Source organism: Chryseobacterium tagetis (genome assembly GCF_016735585.2).
Lineage (GTDB): Bacteria > Bacteroidota > Bacteroidia > Flavobacteriales > Weeksellaceae > Chryseobacterium > Chryseobacterium tagetis.
In genome coordinates, this window is the sequence record NZ_JAERSE020000003.1 from 289,024 (window position 1) to 305,233 (window position 16,210).

At 33.7% G+C, this 16,210-nt stretch carries 18 protein-coding genes; 13 read left to right on the forward strand and 5 right to left on the reverse strand.

From position 1 onward, the window contains the following. Positions 1-143: 143 nt before the first annotated feature. The 5 genes from pckA to JI747_RS11360 all read left to right on the forward strand — a co-directional run bounded on the left by pckA (position 144) and on the right by JI747_RS11360 (position 4,630). Entirely contained in the window at positions 144-1,733 is a 1,590-nt protein-coding gene (gene pckA / locus JI747_RS11335; RefSeq protein WP_225688737.1) for a phosphoenolpyruvate carboxykinase (ATP), read from the forward strand. Between the two features lie 27 nt (positions 1,734-1,760). Next, positions 1,761-2,141: a glycine cleavage system protein GcvH gene (gene gcvH / locus JI747_RS11340; protein WP_225688740.1), complete on the forward strand. Its 381-nt coding sequence runs from the start codon at positions 1,761-1,763 to the stop codon at positions 2,139-2,141. Between the two features lie 4 nt (positions 2,142-2,145). Next, the gene (gene gcvT, locus JI747_RS11345) at positions 2,146-3,246 is read left to right on the forward strand and encodes a glycine cleavage system aminomethyltransferase GcvT (RefSeq protein ID WP_225688741.1); all 1,101 of its coding nucleotides are present in this window, start codon (positions 2,146-2,148) and stop codon (positions 3,244-3,246) included. 95 nt (positions 3,247-3,341) lie between these two features. Then, on the forward strand, positions 3,342-3,938 hold the full coding sequence (locus JI747_RS11350; RefSeq protein WP_225688742.1) for a class I SAM-dependent methyltransferase: 597 nt from the start codon (positions 3,342-3,344) through the stop codon (positions 3,936-3,938). Between the two features lie 524 nt (positions 3,939-4,462). Continuing rightward, on the forward strand, positions 4,463-4,630 hold the full coding sequence (locus JI747_RS11360; RefSeq protein WP_225688744.1) for a hypothetical protein: 168 nt from the start codon (positions 4,463-4,465) through the stop codon (positions 4,628-4,630). 69 nt (positions 4,631-4,699) lie between these two features. On the opposite strand, the gene JI747_RS11365 is transcribed toward JI747_RS11360, so the two are convergent. After that, complete coding sequence (locus JI747_RS11365; protein ID WP_225688745.1) at positions 4,700-5,101, reverse strand: winged helix-turn-helix transcriptional regulator; 402 nt, start codon at positions 5,099-5,101, stop codon at positions 4,700-4,702. 134 nt (positions 5,102-5,235) lie between these two features. Between JI747_RS11365 and JI747_RS11370 the strand changes: the two genes are divergently transcribed. The 5 genes from JI747_RS11370 to JI747_RS11390 all read left to right on the forward strand — a co-directional run bounded on the left by JI747_RS11370 (position 5,236) and on the right by JI747_RS11390 (position 8,177). Then, positions 5,236-6,018 carry an SDR family oxidoreductase gene (locus JI747_RS11370; RefSeq protein WP_225688746.1) on the forward strand — a complete coding sequence of 261 codons (783 nt, stop codon included), beginning with the start codon at positions 5,236-5,238 and terminating at the stop codon, positions 6,016-6,018. An 11-nt stretch (positions 6,019-6,029) separates the two neighbouring features. Next, positions 6,030-6,320: a DUF1330 domain-containing protein gene (locus tag JI747_RS11375; protein WP_225688747.1), complete on the forward strand. Its 291-nt coding sequence runs from the start codon at positions 6,030-6,032 to the stop codon at positions 6,318-6,320. Positions 6,321-6,348: 28 nt separating this feature from the next. Beyond that, the gene (locus tag JI747_RS11380; RefSeq protein WP_225688748.1) at positions 6,349-6,672 is read left to right on the forward strand and encodes a nuclear transport factor 2 family protein; all 324 of its coding nucleotides are present in this window, start codon (positions 6,349-6,351) and stop codon (positions 6,670-6,672) included. 141 nt (positions 6,673-6,813) lie between these two features. Beyond that, on the forward strand, positions 6,814-7,278 hold the full coding sequence (locus tag JI747_RS11385) for a DUF3408 domain-containing protein (protein WP_225688749.1): 465 nt from the start codon (positions 6,814-6,816) through the stop codon (positions 7,276-7,278). A gap of 164 nt (positions 7,279-7,442) precedes the next feature. Beyond that, positions 7,443-8,177 carry a hypothetical protein gene (locus JI747_RS11390; RefSeq protein WP_225688750.1) on the forward strand — a complete coding sequence of 245 codons (735 nt, stop codon included), beginning with the start codon at positions 7,443-7,445 and terminating at the stop codon, positions 8,175-8,177. A 605-nt stretch (positions 8,178-8,782) separates the two neighbouring features. Here the strand turns inward: JI747_RS11390 and JI747_RS11395 are convergent. Both JI747_RS11395 and JI747_RS11400 read right to left on the reverse strand, forming a co-directional pair. Beyond that, entirely contained in the window at positions 8,783-9,610 is an 828-nt protein-coding gene (locus JI747_RS11395) for a helix-turn-helix domain-containing protein (RefSeq protein ID WP_225688752.1), read from the reverse strand. A gap of 103 nt (positions 9,611-9,713) precedes the next feature. Then, positions 9,714-10,010, reverse strand: a complete 297-nt coding sequence (locus JI747_RS11400; protein WP_225688753.1) for a GNAT family protein — start codon at positions 10,008-10,010, stop codon at positions 9,714-9,716. A 651-nt stretch (positions 10,011-10,661) separates the two neighbouring features. Between JI747_RS11400 and JI747_RS11405 the strand changes: the two genes are divergently transcribed. After that, entirely contained in the window at positions 10,662-11,018 is a 357-nt protein-coding gene (locus tag JI747_RS11405) for a hypothetical protein (protein WP_225688754.1), read from the forward strand. 223 nt (positions 11,019-11,241) lie between these two features. Here the strand turns inward: JI747_RS11405 and JI747_RS11410 are convergent, their stop codons facing one another. Together JI747_RS11410 and JI747_RS11415 are read right to left on the reverse strand one after the other, a co-directional pair. After that, positions 11,242-11,574: a helix-turn-helix domain-containing protein gene (locus JI747_RS11410; protein WP_225688755.1), complete on the reverse strand. Its 333-nt coding sequence runs from the start codon at positions 11,572-11,574 to the stop codon at positions 11,242-11,244. A gap of 11 nt (positions 11,575-11,585) precedes the next feature. Then, complete coding sequence (locus tag JI747_RS11415) at positions 11,586-11,909, reverse strand: hypothetical protein (RefSeq protein ID WP_317197619.1); 324 nt, start codon at positions 11,907-11,909, stop codon at positions 11,586-11,588. Positions 11,910-12,477: 568 nt separating this feature from the next. On the opposite strand from JI747_RS11415, the gene JI747_RS11420 reads away from it, so the two are divergent. Together JI747_RS11420 and JI747_RS11425 are read left to right on the forward strand one after the other, a co-directional pair. Then, positions 12,478-14,043 (forward strand): helix-turn-helix domain-containing protein, encoded by a 1,566-nt coding sequence (locus JI747_RS11420; RefSeq protein ID WP_225688757.1) that lies wholly within the window; start codon positions 12,478-12,480, stop codon positions 14,041-14,043. Positions 14,044-15,435: 1,392 nt separating this feature from the next. Continuing rightward, the gene (locus JI747_RS11425) at positions 15,436-16,197 is read left to right on the forward strand and encodes a hypothetical protein (protein ID WP_225688758.1); all 762 of its coding nucleotides are present in this window, start codon (positions 15,436-15,438) and stop codon (positions 16,195-16,197) included. Positions 16,198-16,210: the final 13 nt, after the last annotated feature.

A 16,210-nucleotide genomic window follows, 5' to 3' on the forward strand; every position in this document is an offset into this window, starting at 1 on the left:
AAAATAGTGAAAAATTCTTATTAAAGGAAGTTATTTTGATTCTCTAAAATTTTGACTTAAATCAAATTTTGTGAAAAGATAGATCATGAAAATTTATTGAGAAAGGAACTACTTTTGCCCGAAAGTAAAAAACTGATCTTGAAATGAATCATTTAGAAAGTTTAAAGGAGGTCGGAATTCTATCCGTAAAAGAAATTTTTTGGAATCTATCAGAAGCCCAGTTAATTTCGCAAACCTTAAGAAAAGGGCAGGGTATTACGACTGAATCGGGGGCATTGGCTTGTGATACTGGTGAGTTTACAGGACGTTCCCCAAAAGATAAATATGTAGTCTTCGATGAAAATACCCAAAACTCGGTTTGGTGGGGAGAAGTGAATCATCCGTTTTTGCCTGAAGATTTCGACCGATTATATAATCGTGTAGTTGCTCATCTTTCAGAAAGTGAAATTTATGTTAAAGATGTCTATGCTTGTGCAAAACCTGAATATCGTTTAAATATCAGGGTTATTACTGAAAATCCATGGCAAAGCTTATTTGCCAACAACTTGTTTTTAAGGCTTGATGAAAAAGAGCTTGGAGTATTTAAGCACGAATGGCTCATCCTTGCAGTACCAAGTTTCAAAGCTGTCCCTGAAACTGATAAAACCCGTCAGCATAATTTTACGATTATCAATTTCACAAAAAAAATCATTCTTATTGGAGGAAGTGCATACACGGGTGAAATTAAAAAAGGCATTTTTACGGTATTGAATTATATTCTTCCGCATGAGAAACAAGTCTTATCAATGCACTGTTCAGCCAATGTTGGCCAGAATGGAGATACCTCTGTGTTTTTTGGACTTTCTGGAACAGGAAAAACGACACTTTCAGCAGATCCGGCCAGAAAATTAATAGGAGATGATGAGCATGGATGGGATAACGACAATGTTTTTAATTTTGAAGGGGGATGTTATGCTAAATGTGTAAATTTAAGTAAAGAGAAAGAGCCTCAGATTTTCGCTGCGATTCGCCCGGGTACGTTGCTTGAAAATGTACGTTTTTTTGACGGAACAGATATTGTTAATTATGATGATACTTCCGTAACTGAAAACACCAGAGCTGCCTATCCGATCGACTTTATTGATAATGCGATCCATCCTTCTGTTGGGGGGATTCCCAATAATATTTTCTTTTTGACCTGTGATGCTTTTGGTGTACTGCCTCCGATTTCAAAACTAACAACAGGTCAGGCAATGTATCATTTTATTTCAGGATATACGGCAAAAGTAGCCGGAACCGAAGCTGGAATTACTGAACCTCAGACCACATTTTCAGCATGCTTCGGAAAACCTTTTCTTCCCCTTCATCCTACAAAATACGCTGAACTTTTAGGGAAAAAGCTGAATGAAAATAATGTAAACGTTTGGCTGATTAATACAGGTTGGTCAGGTGGCTCTTACGGAGTAGGAGAACGTATAAAACTGTCTTACACGAGAGCTATGATTACTGCGGTATTAGAAAACAAATTCGAAAATGTAGATTTTATAAGAGATGCTGTCTTTGGTCTTCAAATGCCGGTACAGTGTGAAGGAATTCCTTCTGAAATACTGAATCCTAAAAATACTTGGGCTGACTCATCTCAATATGATGAAATAGCTCTACATCTAGCCAATCAATTTACGGAGAACTTTAAAGAATTTGAATCTTTTGCAAGTAATGAAATTATAGAAGGGGGGCCTATACAAAAAAAATAAATCAATTAAAATAAAGAACGAATAGAAATGAAAATTCCTAAAGACCTCTTATATACTGAAGACCATGAATGGGTAAAAGTAGAAAATGATATAGCATATATTGGGATAACTGATTTTGCACAACATGAACTGGGGGATATTGTATATGTTGAAATTGAAACTCTTGGAAAGAATCTACAACAACATGCTGTATTTGGGACTGTTGAAGCAGTGAAAACAGTATCAGATCTTTTCTTGCCGCTTGCAGGTGAAGTACTGGAAATCAATCCAAAATTGGAATCAAACCCTGAATTAGTAAATTCTGACCCTTACGGAGAGGGATGGATGATTAAAATAAAGATTAATAATATGTCTGATTCAGAGGAACTCTTAAGTTGTGAATCATATACTTCCTTAATTGGTTTATAACAGGATGGAAACAGTAAAAGTTAAGAAAACGGCATTTAATGCAATACATCATCTGCTTGGAGCAAAAATGGTTGATTTTGCAGGCTATGAAATGCCTGTTCAATATAAAGGTATCAATCATGAACATGAAACTGTAAGAAATAACGTTGGAGTATTTGATGTTTCTCATATGGGAGAAATTCTAATACAAGGGAAAGAAGCCTTGTCATTAATTCAGAAAATCAGTTCAAACGATGCTTCAAAACTTTTTCCGGGAAAAGTGCAATACAGTTGCATGCCTAATGACACAGGAGGAATAATCGATGATCTTTTAGTATATATGATCAGCAAGGACGACTACTTATTGGTCATTAATGCATCAAATATAAAAAAAGACCTGAACTGGATTCATGGACAGAATTCCTTCGATGCAAAGGTTAGTAATATCTCGGATTCGATGTCATTATTAGCAGTTCAGGGACCAAAAGCTCAACAGGTTTTGCAAAAATTGACGGATGTCAGTTTAAAAGACTTGGCATATTATATGTTTACCATTGGCGAATTGGCTCATATTCCTAATGCTTTAATATCTGCCACGGGATATACAGGAGCAGGAGGATTCGAAATATATGTGGAAAACAGATATGCTGCACATTTATGGGAAGCTATTTTCGAAGTAGGAAAAGAAGAAGGAATAGAGCCAATAGGGCTAGGAGCAAGAGATACGTTACGACTAGAAATGGGGTACTGTTTGTATGGAAACGATATTGACGACTTTACCTCACCTTTAGAAGCTGGGTTAGGCTGGATTACTAAATTTAATAAGGACTTTGTTCATAGTGGATTTTTAAAAATTCAAAAAGAAAAAGGGATATCTAAAAAGTTAGTTGGATTTGAGATGATAGATAAAGGAATTCCTCGTCATGGTTACGAAATTTGGAATGAAAATCACGAAATCTTAGGAACTGTTACTTCAGGAACCATGTCACCAACGCTTAAGACAGCGATCGGGATGGGATACATCTCTGTTGAAAATTCCGCTGTAGGAAATGAGATTTTTATTAACATTAGAAATAAATCGGCTAAAGCAATAATAGTGGCTCTTCCATTCATTAATGTAAAATAACTTACCTCTGATGCTATCAATTTTTGCATGTTGTTGGATCATATTTATTTTACTATGATTGATCAAAAATAATGAGAGTATAACTGACTGATAGAATGATTTTTGAATACCTTAAATTAAATATAGATATTGATGATAATGCTTTTAATGAAATATATCCCAAACATATAAAAGCGTTATCACAACGTCATTGGACTCCTGTTGCTGTTGCTAAGATGGCTGCAAAATACTTGGTTGATGATACCAATAGAAAAGTTTTGGATATTGGATCCGGAGCAGGTAAGTTTTGTCTCGTAGGGGCTGCTTCTACAGATGGGATATTCTATGGAGTTGAGCAAAGGGCATCTCTAACTAAAATATCAAAAAAGATAGCTGATAAACACAATATATCGAATGTTGATTTTATTAATTTAAATATAAAAGAAATCTCCTTTTTAGAATACGAAGCGTTCTATTTTTTTAATTCTTTTTATGAGAATATAGATACTTCATGCTCAATTGATGATACAATTATTCATGATAGAGATTTATATTATGATTATTCTGAATATGTAAGAGAGCAGCTTGACACAACACCGGTAGGAACACGTTTAGTTACCTATTGGAGTAAATGGGATGAAATCCCTAACAGCTTTAGTTTAATTGATACCGCTCATGATAAATTATTGAATTTTTGGGAAAAAATAAAATGACAATATTGAGAAATCTTATTTGTCAACAGAATACATAGGTCTGAATATTATGTATTTTTTTTGTATTACTGCAATCCTCTTGCAGTAATACTTTTTTTAAGTTTGAATTTAATATACATCCTGCAATCAGAAAATACGCCAGTGCCTGAGCATAGATGTATAATAATTTTTATAGAAAGTATAAAAATCTGGAAGTATATCCAATTATTGAAAAGGAAAAAGAATTACTATTCTGGACAGCAGCTCTGTCTTCCAATAGTTTAAGGACGACATTTGGTGATTTTCTGAGTGATAACCTAGGGCTAAGCTATTTATATTGGGAGATGCTAACATCATATTTGTGATTCTGCTGCACTACTTCACCAAGCTCAATCATATCCTGTTATTCTGGATTAGAAGGTAGTCGTCAATTAATATCTATAGATACAGCAGAAAACTGTACTGCGACACTTCTATCAGGAACGGTTGATCCTTCTTCTAATCCATTAAATTTTAACTTTCAATACCAAAAATAAAAGCAAATCATGGAAAAACTCATAATTCCCATAGGTGCTTTATTGTTTTCAGGTTTAGCAAAGGCACAACTCAATACAGCAGAAAACTACGTTTATACAAAGACTTATTTAGATTATAACGGAACCACTACAACCATTAGACATGAACGTAGTTGTCACCGTTTTAAAAATGTGTAAATATAATAGGCATATCTCATCAAGATGACCTATTATATTTTTGAGAAACTGCTGGAATTTCTTATGCTTTTATTCCGCTAAATCAGAATTGATGATCTCATCATTAATATTCGCATTTGAGTGCTGCCGGGTAATCACTGTTCGTAACCTATCTGCATTATCATCTCCCCATTGGCCAATAGCGCCTATAATTGGGATCAAACTCTCTCCAAATTCTGTAAGATTGTAGTCAACCTTTGGAGGAACTACAGGATGAATTTTTCGGGTAACAAGTTCGTGCTCCTCCAGCTCCTTTAACTGAATATTTAAAACCCGGCGTGAAGCATCCGGTATCTTACGCTGTAATTCGCTAGGTCTTTTGTAACCCTGGTTTATAAACCAGAGCAAACGCATCTTCCACTTGCCATATAACACTTCACCTATTAGATCAAGTCCGCAATTTAAGTTTGGTATTGTTTTTCTTACATACATATTGCAAAATTAAGCCTATGTTCTGAACGGTACAATAGGGAATAATTTATCCCTATATGAATCGTAATTCCGTACTTGTGAGGAAATGTCATACTTCTGAAATTTGCACAAAAGAATTTTATATAATGCAAAAAATGGATTATCAGAATGAGTTATCAGGTAAAATAGCATTGGTAACAGGCGGAACAAAAGGAGCGGGACGAGCAATTGCCGAACGTTTGAAAAGCGCGGGGGCTAAAGTAGTAATTACAGCAAGAAACCAGCCTGAATTACCGGATGAGGATTTATACTTTATACCGGCAGACCTTAGTAAACCAGAAGGTACAGATAAGGTTGCCTCAGAAGTATTTGAGAAATTTGGCAAAATAGATATACTTGTAAACAATCTTGGCGGTTCTGAAACACCCGGTGGAGGATTTGCCGTATTAAGCAATACAGATTGGGAGGAAACAATCCAGACCAATTTGTTGGCTCCGGTGCGATTAGATAAGGCATTCCTCCCTCAAATGCTTGAGAAAAAAAGCGGTGTTATTATTCATATTGCATCTATTCAAGGGAAATTACCTCTCTATGATTCAACACTTCCTTACGCAGCAGCAAAAGCAGGATTGATTAACTATAGTAAAGGACTGTCAAAAGAAGCTTCACCCAAAGGGGTACGTGTTCTAACTGTTTCTCCAGGATGGATTATGACTGAAGCTTCAAAGAGAATGATGCAACGTATTTCAGAAAGTACAAATATTTCTGTTGAAGCAGCTACGCAAAGTGTTATGGATGCATTGGGGGGAATTCCTAACGGAAGACCTGCATATCCGGAAGAAGTCGCTGAATTAGTTGGATTTCTTGTGTCACCAAGAGCGGGTTATTTGACCGGAACAGAATATGTAATTGACGGAGGAACCGTTCCAACAATTTAAATCATTAAATAATGCCAGCATATATAATTTTTACCAGAACACAGACTCTCAATATTGCAGAACTTGAAAAGTATTGGTCACTGATACAAGAGACAATGAAAGGTCACCCTATTGAAGTCTTAGTACCTTATGGAGATTTTGAGATTCTTGAAGGGGAACAAATTGAAGGGATTGTAGTTGCCAAATTTCCAGATATGGAAGCTGCTAAAAAATGGTATAGTAGTGAAGCTTATAAGAAAGCTGCCCTACATAGACAAATGGGAGCTATCTATAATGGTATATTGGTAGAAGGGATTGCCTAACTAAAAAATAATAACAAAATTAGATACAATGAAGTTACCAATTATCATAACAAATTTAGTCAAAGCTCAGGATCGCTTTGATAATGTTGCCTACACCAATTGTTTCTCCGAATCTGGTGTATTGTTTGATGAAGGCAAAATACATACTGGACGTGAAGAAATTGCTGGATGGATTGAGGAAGGAAATAAGAAATACAATTCGGTAATGAAACCCATTAGTTTTGAAGGAGATGGAGTAATGGGTATTTTAAAAACGGAGATATCCGGGACATTTCCCGGTAGTCCGCTTGTGTTTACCTATCATTTTGAATTCGAAGGAGAACACATTCAATCATTGAAAATTACGTTATAAAAATTGAGTTGGACAGATTATATGGTCCAACTCAATAATAGATTTGGATGATCAAATCAACGTTAGATTAACAAAAATTAAAGCATAAAGTATGTTTTACTGTTTAGCTATAGAAACAATGCAAATCAGAGAAAAAAAGAGGTGAACAATGAAAACCTACAACATCAAAAAGAAGAAGAGTTGGCTAACTTGAAAAAGGAAACTTCGAATGAAGTTGATAGCCAATCTGAAGAAAAAGTTGATAACAATAAATTTTTAACAGATGAATATCTAAAATATGCTATGACAGAGGATATGACTAAGGAGATAGACCCAATAAGAAGTCAATCACTTGTAAGTGGAAATACACGCTCAAAGCGTTCTGGATTAACTGAGAAAGAGTATTTTGAAATCTTTTTTTTAATTCCGGAACAGAACGCCAATAAAGGAAGGACTATATACATCTGTTCTGAGTTCTATCAGAAATTTTTAAAGCTGATAGCCGGTCTTGAAATAGATAGGCTCACAATGTATGCTTATCTGGATAATATTATTGAGTGTCATTTTACACATTTTGAAGAACTGATTCATAAAATATATCATGATAGAAATAAACCGCTGTTCTAAGGTATAATTTCTCTCGAAGGGTTATATGATGGAATTTCTTTATATGGAAGGTTAAATTGAAGATAATTATTTATTTATAATAAATTTATTAACTTTATAGTGATATAATTAAAAATAAACGATATACAAAAGTCATAATATCAGTTTGCTTAAAGACATCGAAGATGGGTTATATATTAATATTTCACGATCTAAAGAATCAATACTATTATTGTTATGACGATGATAAAAGTAATCTAATGTATATTGCTTTCCAAGACGAAATCATTTTGGAAAGCTTCATTATTCTCCAAGGCTCTAAAAGTGAGCTTCCACTTGCTGGCTTTTTGCCATACGAAGTTTATCTCAATAATGTTGAGGTACAAAAAAATAATGTAGAGGTAGAAACAAGACGAAGGGAAAACGGCTTAAAGGCACAGGAATTATTTAAAATAACAGCTAGGGAAAGGCTTTTTATTGTAGAAGATATTCCACAGGACAAAGATAGTATTGCCAATTATAAAGTAATTGACTCAATACCAGTTAAAAGAGCCGATTATAATATCAAAAATTGTAAAAACATTGAAGTTGAAGTTAAATGTCTCACCTTATATCCAAGAATTAACCCATTGTTTTTCTACATTAGTTCCTATGAAGTAGAGAAGCTTGAAAATTTGAATAAACTAACTGGAAAAAAGACCATTCTTGCACTATATAATCAAGCAGAAATTGATCGGGAAAACTGTTCGGTAACCATGATTAAACTTTCTACAATAAGAAAAAATAAAAAACCTATTATCTATGATATGGATAAAGACTGCTATAAGGTTCCAATAAGCTTAACTACAGAAGGATTTGAACTGCTTGAAAAATATAGAATAATGGGAGATCTATATAGAAAATCAAATAGCAGATCATAACGCTAGTTTTTAGAAATCGTAATTATTAGACAGGAACGCCCGATCAAAGCCAGTGCTCTTTTTGATTTGGCTAATTTTTTTAAGTCATGTTTTTATCTGTACGTGGATGAGATATTAACCAGTGTGCAGTCAATTTTTTATTTTTGCCGGGCTGATTTTGGTCAAATATACTAGGGTGAAAGGCTCTAAATAGTTTGCGATCAGTCTCTTGAATGCTAATTGGCTGATCAGTTTATTTCGAATAACTTTAAATATAAAATATAATAAAAATGGTAACTATTTTATGAAAGTTAGTGGTGTACTTGTTTTGCTAAGTATGTTCGGCATCTATGCGATGCATTATAATATCGGCAGCATAGCAGGAACCAGACTTCTTCCCGCAGAGCTTCCTGGATGGCTCCTTTGGAAGGATCTGATGCCGATGGACAACAGGGGCTTGAGCCTATCCCAACTTTACATTAAATTTTGGGATAGGCTCAAGCTTGATAGACGCTTTTAGAATTAGGTTAATTATCCAATGACACAGTTTGAGTTACACTCCCTTTGGAAACAAAAAGTTAACTTTTGTTTACTTTTCTCTTAATTAGTCAGACTCCTGCTGTTTTTTAAAATTCAGATGGATTTTTTCCGGTATGCTTTTTTATAAAATTACTGAAGTTTCCTTCGTTGTTAAATCCAAGTTCATAACAAATTTGTGAATTGTTATTATTGGTGTAATTTTTAAATTTTTTATATTCGCTAATCAATTTTTCGATAATGACCTGCTTAGCAGTTTTACCTAGGATTATTTCAGTTAGTTCAGATAACTTTCTTGCGGAAATATGTAACTGGTCAGCGTAATCGATTACCTTTTTATTCTCTTTATAATCTCTGTGTAAAAGTAATAGAAATCTATTGACGTAGTATCTGGAATCGTATGAAACGTTATTCTTACTCTCTTTTACGGGTAAATAGGCAAATGCATCGAGTATCAGCCTTTCAATCAGATTATGGGCAACAGCACTATATAAGTTCCTGTTTTTTGATTTGAAAAATTGTATGCGTTCGTTAATGTTAGTTTTAATTTCATCTACAGCGGATAAAGGTGCAACAAAAAGATTAGAATCGTAATTGAAAAATAATTCGGAGTTAAGGAACATACTATCCTTAACGGAGTGTTCATAAAAGTTTTGAGAAAATACGACAGCCATTACTTCCTTACCACTGACAATATTAAAGGAAAACTTTTTCTGTGGTCCGACAAATACAATACTTTCCTTCTTAATATAATGTAACTTACACTCTACCTTAAGTTCAAGGTCTTCTAAAATGATGTAAATCCAAAAGTAATCAAGTGTATTAAATTCCTTAATTCGCGAGCTGTTTCCCAAAATTATTCCGAGCCAATTGATATTAAAGCCTATCTGATCTAGCTGCTTTGTATTTAAGTGCATATTTTATTTACAAAAAAAATCTTTACTATCTATCTGATTTCATCAAAAGTCGAGCGTTGTGTATTTATCTGCTATTACGGACGAAATTGACCAACGTTGATACTTAAAGGCTCAGCAGTACATCTTTATATAGATATAGATTATTTTTAAAACAGGCGACGGTGTACGCGCAGTGAGGAATAATTTTCATGGTGTTTTCCCTTGCGTAACTGATCAGACTATCAAATAGGATGGAAGAATATTCGGCATTCTTTTCATTATCTTCGGTTATAGCTACGGTTTTATAGACAGTAATCCTGCTTTCAACAACTGTAATTTCCATATAACCTACAGTCACTTCATCAATGATAAGTTTAATCTCCCCCTGAAAGAAATTATTTAACAGAATTTGTGTTTTCATTAATTGGTTTTATTTCAATAGATTTCAAATATTGCAATTTTAAGCAGTCCATAAGGTCGGGGAGGTATGAGAATATAATTGATACTCATGTTATGTTGCATACCGCAGGGCAGTATTTAATTAGGTTGAATCGATATATTTTTTTTAGCTCTAGGAATTACTTGAGAATTCATTAAAAAAAATTGCCTCGTCTTGCTATGTATGGCAATAAATGGACGTTCTGAGTCCTACTGAAGGTGAGTGGGACCCACCTTTTGTAGGTATTTGAAATAATATTCCCATTTTTCATGAAAGTATGTTTTATATGGTAAATTTCACTAATAATTTGATGCAGAAAAAATAAGGATGTATCAATTTCCGAAAAGCGTATATTGAAAAAAGGTTTTTCCGAAATTGAAATAATCCTTTAATGTCGGGCAGTAAGCATGGTCCAGTCTTTTTTTGAAGTCATTAAATGGTTTAAGGAAAAATTTGCAAAAAAATGATACCATTTTTGCAATAATAAAAACTTCTGAAGGAGTACATTTGCGCTCCATAATTTTAAGTTATTTTGCAATGATCGTAACAAACGCTAAGACGATTGAATCTAAAATGAAGATGTTAATTATTTTGTTTATTATTAATTGTCTACTTACCTGCTGTGGTGTACTTATGAAATCAACTATAATAGGAGGGCTTAGATGGCCATTATTATTTTTTTCATCTGTAATCAGTTTCCTGTTCTTACAAGGGATATTAAATTTAAAGATTCTACAACTAGAAAATACAGGGGCTATTTTTTCCGTAAAAAGATACCATCCGCTTAAAAAAGGAGTGGTTTTTCCGGTAGCTGAATTTCCAGTCTATTCAGTTCGGTTATTGGAAAGGCAGAAGTCTATATTGGAGGATAATATTATTATTACCGTAATCACGGACAATAATGTAAAAAAACAGCTGAAGATCCCGGTGAGATGCCTACACGATGATGATTTTAAAAAAATCAAAATATCTATTGAGCCCAACCCGTAGAAAACTGCATTTTCAACTCGATCTTTTGTAAGATGTATACTGAAATATAATTGAACAAACTGAATCTTTACATATTAGAAAGTATCAGAAAAAGTAGGGAATAGTAAAAGAGCTGGTAGTATTTATATTTTGAAAAACTGATTCCCTCACCATAAACAGGGCCGGAATCAGTTTTTTTTATGCAGATATAAAACATAAACTTTATAAGAGCCGATGTTGCTTTTTAGCCAAGATCGTGTCCGAAGAATATCTTTTTCCATTTCGCAATGGTATTTTTACTTAATTTATAGTGACGTGCTACATCTGAATTGGTTAAATTGTTTTGTTTTTGAAATTTCAATATTTCAAAAATGGATGTTTCGTCATAAGACCGATGTTTTTGATTGAGGACTTCTTTCTGATCTTTTCCAAAAAGTATTTTATTTATATTTATGATATCAATGTTTGAGAGTGTTTTTTTTTTGAGCAGTGGCTCACATATATCTTTTTTATCCGGAAATTTCTTCTCTATTATATCCTGAAATATTAATTTATAATTTGGATATTTTTTGTCCATGCAATTATTTTTTACGATTCTTTTCGGTTGTTGTACTTTTCCAACCATTTGTAAAGTGTAGTTTTAGGAATACGATAGTCGCGCATAACTTCTAGTTTTGTCTTTTCCCCGTTTGAAATCTGTTCCATTATAAAATCAATTATTTCAACAGTATATAGGTGCTTGCGAAATTCAGGCATTCTTCTACTATTGTTCTCTTTTATATTCTTTGGAGATTGCGCTTTTGGGGGTGCGAATAATATAAGGTGATGGGAATAAATTCTAAAGAAGTCATATTCCAGTAATTTGCTCCAGGCAAGAACTTTGTCCGTAGGTAAGTTTTCTGAATTCAGCATTGCCTCAATTTCAGGATTGTCGCATTTGAAAAAATTGCAGATGCGGGAAATTGACATTTCATCTTCTTTAATTTTCTGCCGTATTAGGGCACCAATATTTATATTTTTAAAATTCATGTATTACTGTAGTAATTGTCAGTATTTGTTTGTGGTAGTTATTATGGGATTAGCTCTAGACCTCGGAGATTACCGCTAATTTTTTTTGGAAAATAAATTATTCGGACAGTTTTATCCGGATTAGATCGTGAAAATAAAAAGTTTACATTCAATATCCTAAAGTTATATGTTTGAATTTCGGAAATTTAGAAAATGGTCCGTTGAGTTTTACAGTTGACACAATTGAGCAGTTGCTTCCTGTTATATGCAGTAATCGGCAGTTTGATTCGTGCTTTTTTATTATCTATTTCGGAAATTGATAAGTTTGATTTTAAAATTAATAGAATTCAAACAATTGATTGTAAATATATTATGGATGAATAAGAAATATGTAAAAAATTCAATAAACTTAATCAGGGTATTAATTTTCTAAATTTGTGAACTAAAATAACAATACCGAAAAAAAAATCAGGTGAATATATTATCCAAATACATTTATGTTCTTTTATTTTTGTCGTCAATTGTAAAAGGGCAGAATGGGTCATCAGAACTAACAAAGAGGTTTTCAGACATTACGGAGAAAGCTACCAAAGGGTATACAGATATAGAACCTGACTACAGAATACTGATAAAGCTGTGCATAGAAAAAAAAGAATACAATATTGCCTCTTTATGTTATGCAAATTTAGGGCAGATGTACCAGAGAAAGGGTAATTTTGTGACGGCAATTTCTCATTTTAAGAAAGGAATTGAGTTGGGTAATCAGTCTGTGATGAAGTCTGGTCTGGCCAGCAATATGGGAGCACTGGGGACAGCATACCAAGAAATGGGGTTTTCTGATGAATCCAGTGACTACATAAAGAAAGGAATTTCCATCCTCGAAAAGTCTGATGATGAAGATATATCCAAAAATATCACCCTTGGAAACCTGTATAGTGTTCTCAGTTTTTTAAATGTAAGTACCACAGCTAAGAGGATTTCCAAAGCAGACAGTCTAAAATACCGTTTAGACTTAGTTCAAAAAGCTCTTAAATATTATCAAAAAACTCCTCAGGCATACAATAAGCGATCAGTAGGTTATATAAATCTGGCTTCAGTTCTTCAGGATATGGAGCGTTACGATGCTGCTATCAATGCTCTCAAGCAGGCGTTTGAAAATAATGTAAGAAAAAATCCACGTACTTACTCTCGAATCTATCTTGGTCTGGCACTCTGCCATCAGGGTAAGCAAAACTATGACAGTATTATATTCTACGGAAATAAGTTTTTGAAGATAGGTGATAAAAATGATTATGAGGGTCAACTGGCCATTTATGAATCTTTGTCCGAGGCTTATAGGGAGACCAACGATATTGAACTTGCTGAACTGTACGACAATAAGTTTCTTGAGCTGGACCATAAGCTAAATAAAAATAAGCTGAAGTCTGTAACTAAAGAATACAAAGAGAGCTCACGCGAAAAGAAAGAACTTGATATACGAGTTAAACTCATTACTTATTCAGGAGGGTTTCTTCTTATGCTATTGATTACGGTAATATTTTACCAAAGAAGGAAATACAAAATTCAAAAGAAAAAGTTTCAGAATTTTCGGAATGGTCTTACTGAAGTTAAGCACACTGCAGATAGAGAAGAGCCAAAAGTGAATATAAAGATGACTGAGTTGATCCACAATGAGACAGAAGAACATATTTTAAAAGGTTTAGAAGAATTCGAACGGAATTCACAATTTATCAAAAAGGGTATTACTCTTGGTGGGCTTGCTACTGAACTCAAAACAAATGTCCGCTATTTATCAGAAATTATAAAAAAACATAAAGCAGACAATTTTACAACCTATCTCAATACCCTTAGGATAAACTACATCACTAAAAAAATGGAAACTGATCCATTATATAGAAAATATAAAATTGGTTATCTGGCTGAACTGTGTGGATTTGCGACCTCGCCAGCTTTTACTAAAATATTTAAGGACGTCACCGGCATGACCCCTTCTTCCTATCTACGGTTAATAGAAGAAGAAAAAAGAAAAGATAAATGATAACCGAATGCTAATATTCATGTAGGAACCCGCTTCAATATCCATTTCAATCTTATAAGCAATCATAATTTTGTAAATCCAATTACTTATTCAACGCATTGGATCAATGTATAGTATTACGCATATAGGTAGATTATAAAACGATCTATGCTTAAATTGAGCATAGTTAGGTAATGGATCTCTTAAAAAAACAGTCCGTAATAAGAAGCTAGCCTTTACTAGCTATATAATGTAGTTAGAATAACAATATACTTCTATAATCACATTTACAAGTTGATAAAATAGTCCATTGGTGTGGCTCTATGAATTTACTTGCGGTATTGAATCGTAATTAGCCATAAACTATTTGGTAGAATTTTCCGATCACGGACAAATTATAGACAGCATTACAGAAAGCTAACGGAGCAAGGGTTGTAAATATTTTTTTTCGCAAGAGCGAACTGTAAAAGATCTATAAAAATGATGACCAAAGATCTTAACCGAAGGGATTTTTATAGAGAGATCAAAAATATGAGTATTCTTAAAAAATTGAACGAACCTCGAAAGTGTTGGATCCTTAAAAGTAAGGAGTTATTTCTTTTGATAAAGACGATTACGAAAAGGCATTGCAGCATGGTGTTAACAGTCGGAAGTAGTATTATAGGTACTTGAAAAATGTTAATTTCTCTTGGTTTTGTATTTGTTATAGTACACCATTTTACTGTTATTGTTTATACTTGAGAGGAACCTTTTGTAGTTTATGGCAGAAGCAATTTTTAATTGGAAATCGTATTAGATAATATTCAGAAAAAGATAAATTAAAGATATTGTTTTCCGAAATTAGAAAATGTATTTTTTTGACTTAAAAACTTATATTCAGATATTTACGTGGAAACCAGTAAACAAAATTACCATGAAGAAGAGCGCATTTGAAGTATCTTATCCTTATTGATCCCGAGGCTGAGAATTTTTAAGTATTGACGACGATTCATTGAATAGAGGAGTTTTTTTAGCACCAGTCAAACACCTACTGTGCGTTATTCTAAAGGGGAGCTTTTGTGATTTAATTGTGGATTAATCAAATTATGTGGAAGTCAGCTTAGTCCTATTAACTATTTCCACCCATATTTTTTGCATTGCAACAATAAGGTCAAGGTGTATGTGTTCACAATGAAGTTTTGCCAGCAGTGGTTTATCCTGTGAGCTACCTTAAAAGATACAGCATATCGATGATGTCACTGTAAGAATTTAAGATCGGCTTGCAGGAATCTGAGATATTTCTGGAAGAGTTAGCGGCAATGGGAAAGATCATGGTAAGAAAGAGATAAATATACAATGAATTAAGTAAAGCCATACGCTATGGATATAAATATTTATTTAATATGTTTTAGAAATAATAGAGCTAAATTTTCTTTGATATTTCTATTTCTGGCAAATGTATTATCAGCGCAAATTGGGCTAGGCATTGGTACCTATATACCGCAGGGAATTTTTCATGTGGATCCCAGGCAGAATACCTCTTTGTCAGTAGACAGTACAAAGACTGATGATTTTGTTGTTGATTTTTCGGGTAATGTCGGAGTTGGAACACTCACACCACAGGCAAAACTGGATATTAATGCAGGTCGTATTGCTATCCGTGACGGAAGCGAAGGGCAGGGGAAGATCCTTATCTCAGATGCTGAAGGTAAAGGAACGTGGTCTGCGGCTGGGGACAATGGGAAAACCGGGTTATGGTCCCTCACAGGTAATCTCACCTATCTGAATAACGATGGTCTGAAATTATTACAAGGTACTGCTTCGTTACCGGAAAATGAGATTGGATTACAGATTGATCCGGTAAACTCATCCTCCAATATTATTGTTCCTGCCGGGCTGTACTTAATACTTGTAGAACTTCGGTTAATAAATACCAATGAATACGGAAAGATGGAAATCCATCTTGGTTCAGGGCAGACACTGAATAATAAAATGTATGAGATTTATTATAGAGTAAACCTGAAAGGTTCGGCATTTATGCATTATTTCCCACAAAATTCATATGTGCATATGGGAGTTAACTATTTCCCGTACAACACGAATAACCTCTATACCCAAATGCCAATTTATGATCCGCCGCCATTTAATGCGGTACCTTTCGAAATGCACCTGCGGTTTATTAAACTGAATTACTAAAAATGGTCCTACG

Coding starts and splice junctions, on each gene's coding strand:
- JI747_RS11415 (WP_317197619.1), bottom strand. CDS start 11,909: ATGCTGAATTCAGAAAACTTACCTACGGACAAAGTTCTTGCCTGGAGC.
- JI747_RS11390 (WP_225688750.1), top strand. CDS start 7,443: ATGGGTTATATATTAATATTTCACGATCTAAAGAATCAATACTATTAT.
- JI747_RS11350 (WP_225688742.1), top strand. CDS start 3,342: ATGATTTTTGAATACCTTAAATTAAATATAGATATTGATGATAATGCT.
- JI747_RS11375 (WP_225688747.1), top strand. CDS start 6,030: ATGCCAGCATATATAATTTTTACCAGAACACAGACTCTCAATATTGCA.
- JI747_RS11360 (WP_225688744.1), top strand. CDS start 4,463: ATGGAAAAACTCATAATTCCCATAGGTGCTTTATTGTTTTCAGGTTTA.
- JI747_RS11405 (WP_225688754.1), top strand. CDS start 10,662: ATGAAATCAACTATAATAGGAGGGCTTAGATGGCCATTATTATTTTTT.
- JI747_RS11380 (WP_225688748.1), top strand. CDS start 6,349: ATGAAGTTACCAATTATCATAACAAATTTAGTCAAAGCTCAGGATCGC.
- JI747_RS11400 (WP_225688753.1), bottom strand. CDS start 10,010: ATGAAAACACAAATTCTGTTAAATAATTTCTTTCAGGGGGAGATTAAA.
- JI747_RS11365 (WP_225688745.1), bottom strand. CDS start 5,101: ATGTATGTAAGAAAAACAATACCAAACTTAAATTGCGGACTTGATCTA.
- JI747_RS11370 (WP_225688746.1), top strand. CDS start 5,236: ATGGATTATCAGAATGAGTTATCAGGTAAAATAGCATTGGTAACAGGC.
- JI747_RS11395 (WP_225688752.1), bottom strand. CDS start 9,610: ATGCACTTAAATACAAAGCAGCTAGATCAGATAGGCTTTAATATCAAT.
- pckA (WP_225688737.1), top strand. CDS start 144: ATGAATCATTTAGAAAGTTTAAAGGAGGTCGGAATTCTATCCGTAAAA.
- gcvH (WP_225688740.1), top strand. CDS start 1,761: ATGAAAATTCCTAAAGACCTCTTATATACTGAAGACCATGAATGGGTA.
- JI747_RS11410 (WP_225688755.1), bottom strand. CDS start 11,574: ATGGACAAAAAATATCCAAATTATAAATTAATATTTCAGGATATAATA.
- gcvT (WP_225688741.1), top strand. CDS start 2,146: ATGGAAACAGTAAAAGTTAAGAAAACGGCATTTAATGCAATACATCAT.